The 15,906-nt window shown below is 64.4% G+C and carries 15 protein-coding genes; 5 read left to right on the forward strand and 10 right to left on the reverse strand.

What is annotated here, in order from left to right:
• Nucleotides 1–17 precede the first annotated feature (17 nt).
• The 3 genes from K3F49_RS11745 to K3F49_RS11755 all read right to left on the reverse strand — a co-directional run bounded on the left by K3F49_RS11745 (nucleotide 18) and on the right by K3F49_RS11755 (nucleotide 4,276).
• Nucleotides 18–1,622 carry an ABC transporter substrate-binding protein gene (locus K3F49_RS11745; protein ID WP_234681075.1) on the reverse strand — a complete coding sequence of 535 codons (1,605 nt, stop codon included), beginning with the start codon at nucleotides 1,620–1,622 and terminating at the stop codon, nucleotides 18–20.
• 191 nt (nucleotides 1,623–1,813) lie between these two features.
• Nucleotides 1,814–3,283, reverse strand: a complete 1,470-nt coding sequence (gene hydA / locus K3F49_RS11750; protein WP_234681076.1) for a dihydropyrimidinase — start codon at nucleotides 3,281–3,283, stop codon at nucleotides 1,814–1,816.
• 60 nt (nucleotides 3,284–3,343) lie between these two features.
• Nucleotides 3,344–4,276 carry an N-carbamoyl-D-amino-acid hydrolase gene (locus K3F49_RS11755; protein ID WP_234681077.1) on the reverse strand — a complete coding sequence of 311 codons (933 nt, stop codon included), beginning with the start codon at nucleotides 4,274–4,276 and terminating at the stop codon, nucleotides 3,344–3,346.
• 339 nt (nucleotides 4,277–4,615) lie between these two features.
• Here K3F49_RS11755 and K3F49_RS11760 point away from each other — a divergent pair, with 339 nt between their 5' ends.
• Nucleotides 4,616–5,752 carry an MFS transporter gene (locus K3F49_RS11760; RefSeq protein ID WP_234681078.1) on the forward strand — a complete coding sequence of 379 codons (1,137 nt, stop codon included), beginning with the start codon at nucleotides 4,616–4,618 and terminating at the stop codon, nucleotides 5,750–5,752.
• Between the two features lie 36 nt (nucleotides 5,753–5,788).
• Here K3F49_RS11760 and hydA (K3F49_RS11765) read toward each other — a convergent pair whose 3' ends face one another.
• From hydA (K3F49_RS11765) to K3F49_RS11795, 7 genes are read right to left on the reverse strand one after another with little or no spacing between them, the layout of a single operon-like run.
• On the reverse strand, nucleotides 5,789–7,198 hold the full coding sequence (gene hydA, locus K3F49_RS11765; protein ID WP_234681079.1) for a dihydropyrimidinase: 1,410 nt from the start codon (nucleotides 7,196–7,198) through the stop codon (nucleotides 5,789–5,791).
• An 11-nt stretch (nucleotides 7,199–7,209) separates the two neighbouring features.
• A complete protein-coding gene (locus tag K3F49_RS11770; protein ID WP_234681080.1) occupies nucleotides 7,210–7,950 on the reverse strand; it encodes a maleate cis-trans isomerase family protein in 741 nt (246 codons plus the stop codon).
• Nucleotides 7,947–9,338, reverse strand: coding sequence for an amidohydrolase family protein (locus K3F49_RS11775; protein ID WP_234681081.1), 1,392 nt, complete (start codon nucleotides 9,336–9,338; stop codon nucleotides 7,947–7,949). Before K3F49_RS11775 ends, K3F49_RS11770 begins: the two co-directional genes overlap by 4 nt.
• A 2-nt stretch (nucleotides 9,339–9,340) precedes the next feature.
• Nucleotides 9,341–10,117, reverse strand: coding sequence for an ABC transporter ATP-binding protein (locus K3F49_RS11780; protein ID WP_234681082.1), 777 nt, complete (start codon nucleotides 10,115–10,117; stop codon nucleotides 9,341–9,343).
• Nucleotides 10,117–10,968 (reverse strand): ABC transporter permease, encoded by an 852-nt coding sequence (locus tag K3F49_RS11785; RefSeq protein ID WP_234681083.1) that lies wholly within the window; start codon nucleotides 10,966–10,968, stop codon nucleotides 10,117–10,119. The genes K3F49_RS11780 and K3F49_RS11785 overlap by 1 nt, the downstream gene beginning before the upstream one ends.
• A complete protein-coding gene (locus K3F49_RS11790; protein ID WP_234681084.1) occupies nucleotides 10,952–11,956 on the reverse strand; it encodes an ABC transporter substrate-binding protein in 1,005 nt (334 codons plus the stop codon). The genes K3F49_RS11785 and K3F49_RS11790 overlap by 17 nt, the downstream gene beginning before the upstream one ends.
• Nucleotides 11,957–11,959: 3 nt before the next feature.
• Complete coding sequence (locus K3F49_RS11795; RefSeq protein ID WP_234681085.1) at nucleotides 11,960–12,256, reverse strand: hypothetical protein; 297 nt, start codon at nucleotides 12,254–12,256, stop codon at nucleotides 11,960–11,962.
• Between K3F49_RS11795 and K3F49_RS11800 the strand changes: the two genes are divergently transcribed.
• The 4 genes from K3F49_RS11800 (at nucleotide 12,156) to K3F49_RS11815 (ending at nucleotide 15,904) form a co-directional block, all read left to right on the forward strand.
• Nucleotides 12,156–12,866 (forward strand): GntR family transcriptional regulator, encoded by a 711-nt coding sequence (locus tag K3F49_RS11800; RefSeq protein ID WP_452100902.1) that lies wholly within the window; start codon nucleotides 12,156–12,158, stop codon nucleotides 12,864–12,866. The two genes, K3F49_RS11795 and K3F49_RS11800, sit on opposite strands and share 101 nt — an antisense overlap.
• A gap of 2 nt (nucleotides 12,867–12,868) precedes the next feature.
• Complete coding sequence (locus K3F49_RS11805) at nucleotides 12,869–13,621, forward strand: aspartate/glutamate racemase family protein (protein WP_234681429.1); 753 nt, start codon at nucleotides 12,869–12,871, stop codon at nucleotides 13,619–13,621.
• Between the two features lie 111 nt (nucleotides 13,622–13,732).
• Nucleotides 13,733–14,827, forward strand: coding sequence for an ABC transporter ATP-binding protein (locus tag K3F49_RS11810; protein WP_234681087.1), 1,095 nt, complete (start codon nucleotides 13,733–13,735; stop codon nucleotides 14,825–14,827).
• A 30-nt stretch (nucleotides 14,828–14,857) separates the two neighbouring features.
• Nucleotides 14,858–15,904 carry an ABC transporter substrate-binding protein gene (locus K3F49_RS11815; RefSeq protein WP_234681088.1) on the forward strand — a complete coding sequence of 349 codons (1,047 nt, stop codon included), beginning with the start codon at nucleotides 14,858–14,860 and terminating at the stop codon, nucleotides 15,902–15,904.
• Nucleotides 15,905–15,906: the final 2 nt, after the last annotated feature.

The raw sequence follows: 15,906 nt of genomic DNA on the forward strand, positions 1-15,906 counted from the left end.
CTGGCCTCAGCGCAGGATCATGCGGTCTTCGATACGCCCCAGAAGAACGGCAGCGGTCCCTTGGTGATGCCCGACACGTTGTTGCGCCAGGCCGTGTAGGTCAGGAAGAACCCGGTCGGCGCGTAGACGACATCATCGAGCGCCGCCTTGTTGAGACGGCCGACTGCGGCCTTCTCTTCGTCGAGGTTCTTGGCGTCGAACCACGCCGTGACCTCCTTCTCGGTGTTGGGGCTATTGGGCCAACCGAACCAGGCCTTGTCGCCATTGGCGCGAATGGCGGTGTAGGAGGCGGGCGTGATGCAATCGGCACCGGCATGCCAGCTGTGGAACATGTTCCAGCCGCCCTGCCCCGGCGGCGTCTTCGCCGCACGGCGGGAGCCGACCGTGCCCCAATCGGTGGCGACAAAGTCGACATTCATGCCGAGTTTCTTCAGGAGATCGGCAGTGACGTCGCCCTGCGCCTTGGTGATCGGCTGGTCCTGCGCGACGAGGCAGGTCACCGGCTGACCGGAATAGCCGCTCTCGGCGAGCAGTTTCTTGGCGGCATCGAGGTCGCGCTTGCCCTTGAGGATCTCGCCACCCATTTCGCTGTAGAGCGGCGTATCGGGCGTAAAGAAGCCCGGCAGCGACTTCCACAGCGCATCGTCGTCACCGACGATCGCGCGCATGTAGTCTTCCTGGCTGAGCGCCATCAGCACCGCCCGTCGTGCCCGCACGTCGTTGAACGGTGCGAACAGATGGTTCATGCGGAACGAGCCGATATTGCCGAGGGGATCGCCGATATCGACACTGATGTTCTTGTTCTTCTTCAGCACGGGCACGAGGTCGGCGATCGGGTTCTCCCACCAGTCGACCTCGCCGTTCTGCAAGGCTGCGGCCGCAGTTGCGGGATCCGGCATCACCAGCCATTCGACGCGGTCAACCAGGATCTGCTTGCCACCGGCAAGCCACGACGGCTTCTCCTGCCGCGGCACGTAATCGGTGAATTTTTCGAACACCGACTTGGCACCGGGAACCCATTCACTCTTGGCGAACTTCATCGGCCCGGAGCCGATATATTCGGTGATCTGCTTGAACGGATCGGTCTTCGCGATGCGCTCGGGCATGATGAAGGAGCACGGCGCATTGTTTTTCGCGAGTGCGTAGAGCATTTTCGGGAAGGGCTGCTTCAACACCCATTTGAAGGTGCGGTCATCGACAGCAGTCAATTCCTGCTGGATCGCAAGGATCATCAGGCCCATTGGATCGCGTGCAGCCCAGCGCGCCAGGCTCGCCACGACGTCCTTGCTCAGCACCGGCTCGCCATCGTGGAATTTCAGCCCCGGGCGCAGTTTGAACGTCCAGGTCTTGCCGTCGTCCGAGGTCTCCTCGGACTCGATCATCTGGCGCTGCGCCTGTAGCTGGGCATCGACGCCGTAAAGCGTGTCCCAGACCAGCGCCGCGGCATTGCGCACGACATATTGGGTGCCCCAGATAGGGTCGAAATTGGCGAGATTGGCCTGCGGCACGAAACGCAGGGTGCGAGCTGAGGCGCCTTGCGCGATCGCCGGCGCAGAGAGGCCCCCCGACAATGCCAGACCGCCCGCGCCAGCCAGTCCCTTCAATACGGTCCTGCGATCCATGACGTTCTCCCAGTAATGCCGTGATGCCGGCCGTTCGTTGGCCAAGGGCAGGTGAAATCGAGCCCATTAGCGTGCAAATGGTATGCCAGTAACCGCGGGTCCGCCAGCGGGTTCTCATCGACTTTTGGCCCGTGGGTGCGCGGCAGCATGGACGCGACCGCGCCAAGAACACGCGCGGCGTTGGTCCGCGATCACAGCAACTTTGCTCCGAAATTCCGCTCAGGATCCATGTCCGCCACGAGGCGGCCCGTCGGCTTTGCCGCCTCGCCGCCGCTCCGGGCCAGGAATTTGCCGCTGCCGGCGCTGGCGAGGCACTTGTCGCCGTCGATGATCACGCGGCCGCGCGAGAGCACCGACACCGGCCATCCCTTCAGCTGGCGGCCCGCAAACGGCGTGTAACCGGCGAGATCGTGCATCATCTCGTCCGCGATCGTGGTCTCGCGATTAGGATCCCAGATCGCGATATCGGCATCCGCGCCGACCGCGATCGAGCCCTTGCGCGGATGCAGATTGTAGATTTTGGCGGGTGCTGTCGCGGTCAGCTCGACGAATTTTTCGAGGCCGAGCCGCCCTTTCGACACCATCGCGTCGAACAGCAGCGGCAGCCGCAGCTCCAGTCCCGGCAGGCCGTTCGCAACCTGCTTGAAGTTTGGATTGGGGCCGGCGCGCAGCTTGCCGGTCTCGTCGTAACGATACGGCGCGTGGTCCGACGAGATGGTCTGGAGATCGCCGAGCGACAGCGCCTGCCACAGCGCCTCCTGGTCCGAATGCGTGCGCGGCGGCGGGCTGCACATCCACTTGGCGCCTTCCGCGCCCGACTTGTCGAGATCATCAGCCGTGAGGAAGAGGTATTGCGGACAGGTCTCGGCAAACACCTTGAGCCCCTGCCCGCGCGAGTCGCGGATGACCCTGGCGCCTTCGGCGGTCGAGACATGGAAGATCATGATGGGCTGATCGATCAGCGCGGCCATGCCGATCAGCCGGGTGAAGGCTTCCGCCTCCGAGACGCGCGCATGACTGACGGCGTGGTATTTGGGCATCGTGTAGCCGCGCGCGAGCAGCCGCTTGACCATCCAGGCGATGATGCCGTGATTTTCGGCATGGGCGCACAACATCGCGCCGGACTGGCGTGCGGCGAGGAGAATGTCGAGCAGCGGCTCGTCGTCGACCTTGAGCCGGTCGTAAGTCATGAAGATCTTGATCGAGCCGTGCCCCTGCTTCACCAGCGCCGGAATGTGCTCCTCGACCGTCTCCCTGGTCGCGTCCGCGATGATCATGTGAAAGGCGTAGTCGATCACGGCGCCCTTTTTCGCCAGCGCGTGATAATCCTCCACCACCTGCGGCAGCTTCATGCCGACATGTTGGGCGGCGAACGGAATCACCGTGGTCGTACCGCCAAAGGCCGCCGACACGGTCGCGCTTTCAAAGGTGTCGGCATTCATGATGCCGGCGGCAGACAGCTGCTCGATATGCGCGTGACTGTCGACGCCGCCGGGCAGAACCAGCTTCCCGCGTGCGTCGATCTCGCGCTTCGCCGGCGGAAGCCCGCGGCCGATCGCCGCAATGGTCTCGCCGGAAATGGCGACATCGGCCTCGAACACATCGGTCGTGGTGGCGACGCGGCCGCCGCGGATGATCAGATCGTATGTCGGTTCAGTCATGAAGCACTCCATGATAGGCCTGAGCGAAATGATTGCCAGTTTGCAGGAAGACCATCGGCATCACTTCTCCGGCGGCGGCACCGTGCCGGTACGGCTGGTAATCAGGCCGTAATGCTCGATGCGGCGGTGCTGTGCAAAGTTGAAGATCGTGGTTTTGCCGAAGCTGGTGGCATCGAGATCGCAGGGATAGATCAGGAGTTCGTCCTCTTCGGTCCTGGCTTCGGCAACGATCTCGCCGTCGGGATCGACGATCAGACTGCCGCCAAACAATGCATGGCCGTCCTCGACGCCAGCCTTGGCGACTGCGACCACCCAGGTCGCGTTCTGATAGGCGCCGGCCTGCACCGAAAGGCGATTGTGGAACATGCGCTTTTCCAGGCTCTCGTCGCTTCGTTCAGCATTTTCCGACGGTGTATTATAGCCGATCAGCACCATCTCGACGCCCTGCAAGCCCATGACGCGATAGGTCTCGGGCCAGCGCCGGTCGTTGCAGATGGCCATGCCGATGACGCCGCCCAACTCGCGCCAGACGTTGAAGCCGAGATCGCCCGGCTCGAAATAGCGCTTCTCCAGATGCTGGTGCGAGCGATTGGTGTCGTATTCCGCATGGCCCGGCAAATGGACCTTGCGATATTTGCCGACGATCTTGCCGGACTTGTCGGTCAGGATCGCCGTGTTGAAGTGGCGGCCTTCGGGCGTCAGCTCGGCATAGCCGAAATTCATTGCCATCTGATGCTGCGCCGCACGATCGAACAGCGGCCTGGTCGCGGCATTCGGCATTTCGCGTTCGAACCAGCCGTCGAACTCCGACCGATCCTCCACGTACCAGCGTGGGAAGAACGTCGTCAGCGCCAGTTCCGGATAGACGATCAGGTCGGCGCCTTTGGCCTTGGCTTCGTCCATCAGCGCGATCATGCGCTTGACCACGGCCTCGCGGCTGTCGGCCTTCTGGATCGGGCCCATCTGGGCGGCGGCAACATTGACGATACGCATCAGCGAGTTCCTGACTTCTTCAATTTTCTTGGCGAGGCTGGGGGATCGCAGCTTCAGGGGCGTGTCGGCGCGCGCAACATAACGCAGCCTCGCACCGTTTTTCCAGCCAAGCAGCTTTCATGCCGTTCTGTTACAGCGTCACCTCCACCTCGGAGGGCACACTGCCCGCGAAGTGGGATCATCGGATGCTTGCAGTCGAAACGACAGCGCCAAGAACGACATCATAATGATACAATTCGTCAACTCACAGCGTCGGCGGAACTCTGGCGTTCGCCCCTGGTTGATGATCTAACGCCTCGCCGTGATCGCGCGCTTCGTTTCCCTCCCGGAGTTTCATTGATGAGCTCAGCCGACCGGCCGGCGACGCGACTCGCCACGCGCCTCTCGTTCCTGGTCGCCGGCTTCGGCCTTGCCTGCTGGGCGCCGCTGGTGCCGTTCGCGAAGGAGCGGCTCGCGGTCGATGACGCGGTCCTCGGCCTGCTGCTGCTCAGCCTCGGCATCGGCTCGGTCGTCGCGATGCTCGCCACCGGCATTTTGAGCGCACGCCATGGCACCAAGCCGATCATCATCGCGGGCGGGATCGGCCTCGCCCTGGTGTTGCCCCTGCTGGTCGTCGCGGCCACGCCCCTGACATTGGCGCTGGCGTTGCTTGGATTTGGGGCTGCCCTCGGCTCCATCGATGTCGCCATGAACATCCATGCCGTCGAGGTCGAACGCGCGGCGGGACAACCGCTGATGTCGGGCTTTCACGCGCTCTTCAGCATTGGCGGCTTCGCGGGATCGGCGGTGATGACGGCGCTGCTGTCGTTTCATCTTGGACCGCTCGCGAGCGCGTTGATCTGTTCCGTGTTGATGCTGATCGCGATGTCGCTTGCCGCGCCGCGCCTGCTACGCCGGGCACAGGCGCAGGAGGGGCCGCTGTTCGTGCTGCCGCATGGCATCGTGCTGTTGCTGGCGCTGCTCGCGGCCATCACCTTCCTGATCGAGGGCGCGATGCTCGACTGGGGCGCGCTGCTCGTCATCGGCACGGGCCTCGTCAGCGAGGCCCAGGGCGGAATCGGTTACATCGTGTTCTCGATCGCGATGACCGTTGGCCGGCTCGGCGGCGACGTCGTCGTCGCACGCATCGGCGATCGCACAACGCTGGTCGGGGGGAGCCTGCTTGCCGTCGCGGGCCTTGCAGTGCTGTTGCTCGCGCCGAGCAAGGCCGTTGCCATCGCTGGTTTCCTCCTCATCGGCCTCGGCGCGTCGAACCTCGTGCCGGTATTGTTCCGCGGCGCGGCGACGCAGACCGCGATGCCCACGGGGCTCGCCGTGGCGTCGATCACCACCGCCGGCTACGCCGGTGTTCTGGTCGGCCCTGCCGGCATCGGTTTTGTCGCCCATGCCGTCGGCCTGCCGATGGCCTTCTGGATGCTCGCAGCGTTGATGTGCCTCGTCACACTGTCCGCGCGCGCCGTGACCACAAAATGGTAAAGGCGCGGCAGGGCGTGCCGTGACATCATCTCGCCGTCACACCAGGCTGGACTTGCCGCGGCTCAGCACCTCGCCCGCGCCCTTGTCTCCGACGATCCTGCCCTGCTCGTACACGACCCGCCCCCGCGCGATCGTGGTGACCGGCCAGCCGGTGATTTCAAAGCCTTCCCAGGGCGTGTAGTCGGAGCCGTGGTGCAAATCGGCCTGCCGGATCGGCTTCTTGAGCTTCGGGTCCCACAGCACGATATCGGCATCAAAGCCTACCCCGATCGAGCCCTTGCGCGGATAAAGCCCGTAGATGCGGGCATGGTTGGTCGCGGTCAGCTCGACGAACTTCTGCAGCGTGATGCGTCCTTTCGAGACACCTTCCGAAAACAGGATCGGCAGCCGCGTCTCGACGCCGGGGATGCCGTTGGGTACCCAGCGGAACGAGGTGCGGGCATTCGGTGTCAGCTTGCCCTTGGGATCGTCGTAGCGGAACGGGCAGTGGTCGGACGAGAAGGTCTGAAACACGCCTGACGTGATGCCCTCCCAGATCGCCTGCTGGCTTTCGACATCGCGTGGCGGTGGCGAGCAGACATATTTGGCGCCTGCTATATCCATGTTCAGGCCCTTCATGTCGTCAGCCGTCAGCGTGATGTATTGCGGGCAGGTCTCCGCATGCACCGGCAGGCCGCGCTGCTGGGCCCACCGTATCTGCTCCATCGCCTCGCGCCCGGAGACGTGGACGATCATGATGGGAACGCCGATCACCTCAGCATGACTGATGGCGCGATGCGTTGCCTCGCGCTCGACGGCCTGCGGCCGCGAGGTGCCGTGATAATAGGGCGCGATATGACCCTCGCGCTCCAGCTTGGTGGTGAGGAAGCGGATGGCGTCATAGCCCTCGCAATGGACCATCACCAGCGCCTCCTCGCGGCGCGCGACATCGAACACCTCGAGCAGCTGCTTGTCGCTCAGCACGAGGTCGTCATAGGTCATGAACACCTTGAACGAGGTGTAGCCGTCCTTGACCAGCGCCGGCAGCTCCTGCCCGAGCACGACGGCAGTCGGATCGGAGATGATGAGGTGGAAGGCGGTGTCGATGTAGCACTCGCCTTCCGCAAGCTTGCGGTAGTTCTCCACGCAGGTCCGCAGCGACGTCCCCTTCTCCTGGAGCGCGAAAGGCAGCACCATGGTGTTGCCGCCGGCTGCCGCCGCGCGCGTCGCCGAGGCAAAATCGTCGGCCATCACGACATCGGGGCCCTGGGCCTGGGAGATGTGGACGTGGCTGTCGATGCCGCCCGGCAGCGCCAGCAGGCCCGACGCGTCGATCTCGCGCGCCGCACCTTCGATGCTGTCGGCGATGGCGACGATCCGGCCGTCGCGAATGCCGATATCGGCGCGAAACTCGTCGCTGGCCGTCACGATGGTGCCGCCGCGAATGGCAAGATCGAGCTGCGTCACAGGAGTCTCCGTCACTTGATGGCTGGCATTGTCTGGAATATCCGCCCCCACGCCGCAAGGGCCGTGATGTCGCCGCCGGCGAGACAGAGGGTTCGCCATAACGTGACCGCAACGGAATCGAGCACGGCGATATCCAGCTCGCGTTCGAGCGAGGCGGCCAGCGCGGCGCCGTCGAGATTGGTGCAGAGGATGACGACGGCGTCGGCACCCTCTGCCGACACCGCACGGATCATGTCGGCAATCGTCGCGGGCGCGACCTCGCCGAAGGAGAAATTGTCGCGCAAGCCGAGGTGCCGCTCCGCATGCGGGACGATCCCCTCCTCGGCCCAGACATCGGCGATGCGCCGCTGCACATCGTCGGTATAAGGCGAGACAAGTGCGACGCGTCTGGCGCGAAGCGCGCGGGTGGCGTCCATGCAGGCGAGCGTCGAGGTCGTCGCCGGCACGCCGGTGCGCGCGGTGATCGCCTCGCAAAGATTCCGGTCCCGATCGATGCCGAGCCAGCTCGCGGAGGTGCCGTTCCAGGCAATGGCATCGACCTTGGCATCGGCGAGCAGGTCCGCCGCCGGGAGCATCACCGAGGCGTCGAACTGGCTCAGCGCCGCGGCGTCGAGCGCGATCTCGGTGACGCGGAAGCGCGAAAAATGCGCGGTGATGCCAGCCGCGCCGTGCAGCATTGCACTCGTCACGGGCTCCAGCACGGAATTGGAGGACGGCGTGATCATGCCGAGCCGCTTGCGCACGCCGGTCATCCTATTGCGGGCCTCGAATGGCGCTGCCTGACTGGGGTGACATTGTGTCTGGCCCATAGCGCCTCCGCAACCTTCTGCGCCTCGCGCACCAGCTCCGCGCCGTCGGCACTCAGCAAAAGCCCCTCTTCGATCACGATACGGCCATCAACAACGACAGTCTTCACATTATTGCCGTTACCAGACCACACCAGAGCGCCGAAGCCGTCGATGACGGGCGCGAGCGTCGGCTCGGACAGATCGAGCAAGACCAGATCCGCCTTCTTGCCCACTGCGATCGACCCGATCTCATCGCCCAGCCCGAGCGCTTCGGCTCCGCCCTGCGTCGCCCACCGAAGAGCCGCACGCGCGTTCAAGCCGTCCTTTTCGCCACGTATCCGCTGCATGGCGACCGCCCAACGCATCGCCTCAAACATGTCGCCCGAAAACGTATCGGTGCACAGCGCCATCCGGGCGCCGTGGCTCGCGATGGATGCCGCCGGTGCAATGCGGCCGGTCTTGGCATTGCCGATCGGCGTATAGGCCATGGTCGCCTTCGCCGCGCCGAGCGCGGCTTCGTCATCGGCCGTCACGTGGATGCAATGCGCCGCAATCAGGCGCTGGTCGAGCAGACCGGCCGCATCGAGCACCTCGACCGGAGACCGGCCACTGCGGGCCCGGGTTTGAGACACTTCGATCGGGCTTTGACAGACGTGGGTGTGAACATTTCCGCCGTATTGTCGCACGAGATCGGCGACGTCACGCAGCAGATCGTCCGAGCAAGTGTCCGGCGCATGCGGGGCAAAATCGCACCTGATCCGGCCGTTGTCATGGCCCTGCCAGCGCTCGACCAGCGCAATATTTTCGGCGACGCTCGCCGCACCGATCGCGGCCGAATAGTCGTAGCGCTTCTGGGTCAGGGCTTCCGGATCGGCATCGTGGATCCGGCCGGCGATCACCGCACGCGAGCCAAGCTCGGAATGAGCCTTGGCAAGCGCCTCGGGATAACGGTAGAAATCGACGATCGTCGTCGAGCCTGTCCGCAGCATCTCGTAGACCCCGAGCCGCGATAGCGCTGTGGCCTCGCCCTCGCTCAAACGATGTCCTTGCGGAATTCCGGCCGTGAACATCGGCGCGAAGCCGAGATCCTCGATCATTCCGCGGGTAATCATCAAGGGCGTATGGTTGTGAACGTTGACCAGCCCCGGCATCACCAGCCGATCGCGCGCATCAATCGTACGCACAGGCGACCAGCGTATCGGAACCTCATCGCCCTCGCCAACGTCGACAATGCGGCCGCCTTCGACGGCAACCGCCCCGCCTGCCAAGATGCGATCGGTTCCGTCCAGCGTGACGACCAGTCCGCCCTTCACCAGAAGATCACAGATGCGCGGGGCTATTGCGGGCTCCATGGCTAAGACGCCTGCGCAAGGCGCGTCGACTCTTCCCGGATCAGGGCCAGGATGTGACGCTTTGCATCATTGAATTCGGGGCTGGTACTGTCGCGGGGACGTGGCAGGTCGAAATTGACGGCCTCGCGGATCCGGCCTGGCCGCTTCGTCATCACCACGATCTTGTTGCCGAGCACCAGCGCCTCGTCGACGCTATGGGTGACGAACACGATGGTGCAGCGGCGCTTCTGCCAGATCGCAACCAGCTCCTCCTGCATTTCGAGCTTGGTCTGGGCATCCAGCGCCGCGAACGGCTCGTCCATCAAAATGACGCTCGGGTTCATCAGCAGCGCCCGGGCGATCCCGACGCGCTGGTTCATGCCGCCGGACATTTCGGAGGGATGATGATGCTCGAAGCCGCGCAGGCCGACGAGATCGATGAACTCCATCGCTCGGTCGTTCCGCTCGGCCTTTGCTATTCCCTTGAGCTTGAGGTGGAAGGCGATGTTGTCGATCGCCGTCAGCCACGGCATCAGGGTCGGCTGCTGGAACACCACGCCGCGGTCGGAGCCGGGCCGCTCCACCTGCTTGCCGTCGACCAGCGTTCGCCCGGAGGTCGCCTGCTCGAAGCCGGCGATGATGTTGAGCAAGGTCGACTTGCCGCAGCCGGACGGGCCGAGCAGGCAGACGAAGTCGTTGGCCTCGATGTCGAGATCGATGTTGTCCAGCGTGAGCAGGTCGCGGCCGCGCCGCTTGTCGGAAAACACCTTGACGATGTTGCGAAGCTCGATTGCCGCCATCAGCCAGTCCTGCCCTGCACGGTGGTCGCCTGCTGCCAGCGCAGCGTGCGCGCCATGATCGCCTTGAGGCCGAGGTCGGAGAGATAGCCGAGCAGCCCGATCGAGATCATTGCCGCGAGCACGATGTCGTAGCGCAGGAAATAGTAGGAATCCCACAAGACGTAGCCGAGGCCGCTCTTCACCGCGACCATCTCGGCCGTGACCGTCAGCATCCAGGCCGATCCGACCGCGATGCGCAGGCCCGCGAAGATCGAGGGCAGCGCCGCCGGCAGCACGATATCGGTCAGCATCTGGCGTTGGTTGGCGCCCATCATTGCGCCGGCCCGCACGAAGTTGTGGTCCACGGTCTTGACGCCGTGAATGCTGTTCATCAGCACGGGGAAGAAGGCGCCGAGGAAAACGAGGAAGATCGCCGGCTTGTCGGCAATGCCGAACCAGATGATCGCCAGCGGTATCCAGGACACCGGCGGGATCGGACGTAACATCTGCAGCGTCGGCTCCAGCGTCTTCTCGAACAGGCGCGACCAGCCGATCGCGACCCCGGCGAGGATGCCGAGCAGGCTTGCCAGCGCGAAGCCGCCGAACACGCGAAGAGCGCTGGCGAGCGCATCGCGCGTCCAGTGCCCGGAATAGGTCTGCGTGGTCTCGTCGAAGCCGAACACCCAGTCGCCGAGCGCATGCAGCACCGCGCTCGGCGCCGGCAGCAGCGCCGGCGGCAGCATGCCGCTGCGCGCGAAGGCTTCCCAGCCGGCGATCAGCAGTGCGGGGACGATAACCCGTTCCAGCCCCTGGAACGCCCGCGTCAGCCGAAACGCCGGCTTGGCTGGCGCCGTGTCAGTAACCGAGGTCATTCTTGGCCTTTCCCGTGGCCTGCTCCAGGAACGAATAGTCCATGTTCTTCTCCGCTTCCGCGGAGACGTCCTTGGAGATGTATTTGAGGTCGCGCATCATCGCGGCGATCGCGAGCGTCTGCGAGCGATGGATCGCGGGATCCGGCGAAGCATTCTTCAGCGCCTCGGTCGCCACCGCCTTGTCGAGGCCGGTGAGCCTGTTGATGACCTCGACCCACGGGCCCTTGTCGGCGATCAGCTTGTTGTCGAGCTCGACCACGGCGGTGACGACACCCTGAACGCCGGCGCGCTGGCTCGCGATCACGTCAGAACGAGTGACGATCAGGTTGGTCAGATTTCCGGCGGCCTGGTCATAGGGCAGCACGAAATGCTTGCCGGCACCGGCGAGCCTGATCTGCGAGGCGAACGGCTCGACCGAGCAGATCATGTCGACCTCGCCGCGCTGTAAGGCCGCGAGATGGTCGGACGGATTGGGAATATTGATGAACTGGATGTCCTTGTTGGGATCGACGCCCTGCTTGAGGAACGCGCCGCGCATGTGGATGTCCTGCGCATTGCCGCGGGACGCCGCGACCTTCAACGGCTGACCGTCAATCTTCCCCTTGGCAACGATCGCCTTGAACGCAGTCCAGTCATCGGGCGGCAGGTCCAACTTCGACGAGGACAAGCATTCCGAGCCGCCGTTGATCTGACCGGACACGGCGACGACGTCGAAACCTTTGTCGAGCGCGGTGATGTAATGGAGGTAGGTGACCTGCGCGACGTCGATGCTCTTCGAGATCAGCGCGGTGAGAACGTCATTGCCCGAGTTGAAGCCGGTGGCCTCGACCTCGATGCCCTTCGCCATGCCGGCGACCAGCGACATCGGCAGGCAATGCGCGCATTTGGCGTAACCGAGCTTGATCTTCGCAGTTTGCGCGGAGGCGAGATCGCTTCCACCAAGCATTGCCGCCATCGCCACGAGGCCCAGTCGCAAACCCGTCCGCATCGCTTACTCCGTTTCGAAGGGCGCGAGATCTCGCGCGTCGTGCAAGATCATCCGTTGCTCTTCGCGGCAGCGCAATCCGGTTTTTGCATGCTGCATACAATTTGCGCGTTGTGCCATCGTTTTCAGCGAGATGCGTCGGTATTTTGGGCAAGTCAAAGCACTGGAAACGGCTAAGGTGAGTTGAAGCAATGAGGCACGCGTGCAGCAGAAGTCGGAAACGCCGAAGGGACGTAGGTCGCCCAAACTCAAGCGGATGGGTTTGCACGAGCGCGCCGCCGCGCGGATGCGGACGATGATCATTCGCGGCGAACTGCCTCCGGGCTCACAGACCCAGGAGACCAGGCTGTCGAAGGAGCTTGGTGTGTCGCGCACGCCGCTGCGCGAGGCGATGAAGCTGCTCGCGGCCGAAGGCTTGATCGAGCTGCGACCGCATCGCAGCCCGCGCATCGCCGGCATCGCGGTTGACGGCATCTCGGAATTGTTCGAAGCGCTGGCCGGCATCGAGCGGCTCGCCGCAGAGCTTGCAGCGGGGCGCGCAACCAAGCGCGATCTCGCCCGCCTCCGCACGCTTCAGACGCGTATGGAAGCTCATCACCGCGACGGCATGCTCGACGACTACTTCGCCATCAATGGCGAGATTCACAACACCATCGTCCGCATGGCCCGCAACGCCCCGCTGCGCGAGGCGCACGAGACGCTGATCTCCCGCGCCGAACGCGCGCGCTATCTGGCGCTGGGTGCCGACCGCCGCTGGAGCAATTCGGTCGACGAGCACGCCGGCATCCTCGCCGCCCTCGAGGCGCGCGACAGCGAGGCCGCGGGACGCCTGCTCGGTGCCCACGTTCGTCAGACCGGCACCGCGCTGCTCGAAGTCCTCGCGGCATCCAAACCCAAGCAGACGGCGGCGTGACCATGAAGCTGCTGCTGCTCAACCCCAACACCAGCACCGCTGTCACGCAATTGATGATCGATGTCGGGCAGCGCGCGGCGTCATCAGGCACGGAGCTCATCCCCTGCACTGCAACCCGCGGCGTGCCCTATATCTCGACGCGCACCGAAGCGCAGATCGGCGGCGCCATCGCGCTGGAGATGCTGGCGGAACAACACGACAACGTCGACGCCGCGATCATCGCCGCCTTCGGCGATCCCGGCCTGTTCGCCGCGCGCGAAACCTTCGACATTCCCGTCATCGGCATGGCTGAAGCGGCGATGCTGACGGCCTGCATGGCCGGGCGCCGTTTCGCCATCGTCACTTTCGCGCAAGCCCTGGGCCCCTGGTACGAGGAATGCGTCCGCGACCACGGGCTGCGCGAGCGCTGCGCCGGTATCCGCATGCTCGATACGCCATTTCAAGCGATCTCCGAGGTCGGCACCGAAAAGGAGGATGTGCTCGTCGAGCTTGCGCAGCGTGCGATCGTCGAGGACGAGGCCGACGTTCTGATCTTCGCGGGCGCCCCGCTTTCGGGCCTCGCCGAGCGCGTCGCCCACCGAGTCCCGGTCCCTGTGGTGGATCAGGTGGTCGCCTCAGTGAAGCAGGCCGAGGCGCTGGTTGCGCTGCGCCTGCGCAAGGCCACGGCCGGAACATTCCGAAGGCCAGCTGCCAAGCCCACCATTGGCCTTGCCGAGGTGCTCGCCGCCCGGCTCGAGCATCGCGACAACTCGTGAGAAGGGTTCGATCAGAGATGCGAGGGATACGATCGGCTCTCAGCCGCACGGCTGACGGCAGACTGGGGCACGAGAATTGCTTTCTTTCCGAGGAAAACGGGAGGCAACATTATGGCTGAAGCGCAAGGCGGACGCTCGCTCGTCGTCGATGCCGTCACCCATCGCTATCCGAGCGGCGCGCTCGCCGTCGAGAACATCAATCTCGATATCAAGGGCGGCGAGATCATTGCCTTGCTCGGCCCCTCCGGCTGCGGCAAGACCACCCTGCTGCGGATCATCGCCGGCTTCATCGCGCAGACGCAGGGGCGGATCATCATCGGCGACGACATCGTCGATGCGCTGCCGCCAAACAGGCGCGCGGTCGGCATCGTGTTCCAGAACTACGCGTTGTTCCCGCATTTATCGATCAGCGAGAACGTCGGATATGGCCTCGCCGCCCGCGGCGTCGACAAGGCGTCGCGCCAGCGCGAGGCGCAGCGGCTGCTCGAACTCGTGCAGTTGCCCGCGATGGCGGAGCGGCTACCGCGGCAGCTCTCCGGTGGCCAGCAGCAGCGTGTCGCGCTCGCCCGCGCGCTCGCAATCAAGCCGTCGATCCTGCTGCTCGACGAGCCCTTTGCGGCGCTGGACAAGAACTTGCGGCTCGACATGCAGATCGAGATCAAGCGGCTGCAGCGCGTCTCCGGCATCACCACGCTGATCGTGACGCACGATCAGGAAGAGGCGTTGTCGATGGCCGACCGCGTCGCGGTGCTGGGCCATGGCAAGCTCGAACAGTTCGGAACGCCATCTGACGTCTACGACCGTCCGCAGACCCTGTTCGTGAATACTTTTGTTGGTTCCAGCAACCGCATGCCCGGTGTCGTGGTGTCGGCGGACCGCACCGCCGCAAAAATACGTCTCGATGCCGGCACAGAGATCATCGCAAGGCCTGCCGGTGGCGCGCTTGCCGAAGGCCGTCGCGTCACCGTGTGCATCCGCCCCGAGCATCTGCAATTCGTCGGCGACGAGACCGGCTTTGCCGGCGTGGTCGGCATGTCGCTACCGCTGGGGGCCACTGTCGTGCACGAAGTGACGACCGCCGACGGCTCCGGCGTCAAGGTTTCCCAGGCGCGCGTCGGCGAGACGCGCGCGTTGGAAAACGGTGCTGCGGTGCGCCTCGCTCTGCTCGCGCCTTCGCTCGCCAACGCCTTTCCCGCAACGCTTTAGATTTTAGTCTTTGCCCACAGGGAGTTCGACATGATCCTCAACCGCCGAAGCCTGATGACGACCGCACTCACCCTCGGCGCCATGAAGGCGTTTCCGGGCTTGAGTTACGCCCAGGCCCGCCCGCTGGTGTTTGCAACCTTCACCGGAAGCTGGGAGGAAGCGCACAAGGCCGTGCTGGTGCCGGCGTTCCGCAAAGCCAACGCGGACGCGGCGATCGTGCTCGATCCGATGCTGTCGGTCGATCAAATCGCGAAGGTCAATGCGGCCAAGGCCAATCCGCCGATCGACGTCATGCTGCACGATCCCGGTCCGGCGCTCGTCGCGATTGGCCAGGATCTCGCAGAACCCTATCCGGTCGAGAAGAGCGCCTATTACAAGGACCTGATCTCGGAAGCGCAGGAGCCGATGGGCCCCGCCCCGTTCTTCCAGGTCGTCGGCCTCACCTACAATCCGGAAGCGATCAAGACGCCGCCGACCTCCTGGGCCGATCTCTGGAAGCCGGAGTTCAAGGGCCGCGTCGGCATCACCAACCTCAACTCGACGCTCGGTACCGGCTGGCTGGTCGAAATCGCCAAGATGCGGGGCGGCTCGGAGGCCAATGTCGATCCCGCCTTCAAGGCGCTCGAAGAGCTGAAGCCCAATCTCGCCGCGGTTGCCGCCAATCCCGGCGCGCTCGCCACCCTGTTCCAGCAGGGCCAGATCGATATCTCGCCCGGCAATTTCAACGCCATCCAGATCCTGAAAGCCCGCGGCGTGCCGGTCGAATTCGTGGCGCCGAAGGAAGGCGCGATCGCCTTCAAGACCACGATTCATATCGTCAAGAATTCGCCGAACCGCGAACTCGCCTTCAAGCTGATCGAGGCGTCGCTCAGCCCGGAGGTGCAGACAGCGCTGATGAATCCGCCCTATTTGATCGTGCCGACCAATTCCAAGGTGGCGATGGGCGGCGAGATCGCGCGCGTGCTTGCCAAGGACACGGCCGAGTTGAAACAGAAGTTCGTGTTCCAGGACTGGAAGAAGATCAACGAGCAACGCTCGGCCTGGATCGAGCGCTTCAACCGCGAGATCAAGATTTGAGT

The organism is Bradyrhizobium monzae (assembly GCF_021458635.1).
In the GTDB taxonomy this organism is placed as follows: Bacteria; Pseudomonadota; Alphaproteobacteria; order Rhizobiales; family Xanthobacteraceae; genus Bradyrhizobium.